Source organism: Pseudoalteromonas sp. Isolate3, assembly GCF_022398505.1.
GTDB lineage: Bacteria > Pseudomonadota > Gammaproteobacteria > Enterobacterales > Alteromonadaceae > Pseudoalteromonas > Pseudoalteromonas apostichopi.
On sequence record NZ_JAKEVN010000262.1, the window covers coordinates 1 to 1,134 of the forward strand.

1 protein-coding gene is annotated in these 1,134 nt (G+C 32.3%); it reads left to right on the forward strand.

The window, feature by feature from the left end:
* The first annotated feature begins 79 nt into the window (after positions 1-79).
* Positions 80-1,072, forward strand: a complete 993-nt coding sequence (locus tag L1D46_RS20725) for an HD domain-containing phosphohydrolase (protein ID WP_130052874.1) — start codon at positions 80-82, stop codon at positions 1,070-1,072.
* Positions 1,073-1,134: the final 62 nt, after the last annotated feature.

Sequence of the window (1,134 nt, forward strand, 5' to 3'; positions counted from 1 at the left end):
ACATTCACGCCATAAAGGATGAGTTGTCAGTGGGAAGACGGCAAGTAACTAGTATTGTTTTATTACAAGGTTACTTAAATTGAAAAAAGTTGAATCCAATCAATTAAAAAAAGGTATGCAAGTTAGGGTCAATAAACATTGGCTTAAAACGCCTTTTTTAACAAGTAAAGTAAAAATAAAATCAGAACAAGATAAATACAAACTCAAGCAATTTGAGGGGGCTTTATATGTTTCTGAAGAAAAATCCATCACTGAGTTAGGTAAAGGTTTATCTATCCTAAAAGTTGCAGTCGAAGACTGTAAACAATCACAAGTATTAGACAATAAGTCAATAACTAAAGCTGTAGCGAATATTGTTTTATTTGTTTTAAACGATGCTAGTCAGCTTGGGGTTATTTATGAAAAAATTAGTGAAGACTCTCAAACGTTTAGAGAGTCAGTGAGATTATTAGTATTAATAGCTTTGTTCTCTAAAGAAATTCGATTAAGAAAAGATAAACTCATTCCATTTGCAAAGTCAGCCTTTTTAAAAGACATTGGTATGTCTTTAATTAATTTCGATTATAAACATGAGAAACAGTTATCAGCTAAAGGGCTCAAAAGCATTCATGAGCACGTTGAACTCGGTTGTAAAGCTTTAATCTCTCAAGGTGTAGAGCAGAATGTAATTAAAATTATTAAGTGTCATCATGAAAACTGTGATGGCTCAGGTTACCCTTATGGCTTAATAAAGTCTGAAATCCCACTTGAAGCACGTATAATCCGTATTATTGACACATATGTTGCCTTAACATCTAAGCGTCATTATCGAGAAGAGTTTTCTAGAGTAAACGCAATTGAGACAATTTACCACTCTGCGCAAATTGGAAAGTTTGATCATATTCTAACTGCAAAGTTTATAAACTTCATTCGGCTGTATCCGAAAGGAATTCAAGTTGAACTGCGAGATAAGTCACATGTTTTTATTAATGAAGACTTAAATAATGGCAAAGTGAAAGTCGGTAAAAATATACCTCCGGTTCAGTCAGTTGTTGATAAGGTAAGTATAGCTAAATGCCTTTGGTTTTTATAAGTACTTAATTTCCTCCTCTTTTTAAATTTCATAGAAGTTAATAACCTACATTCTCTATAAAG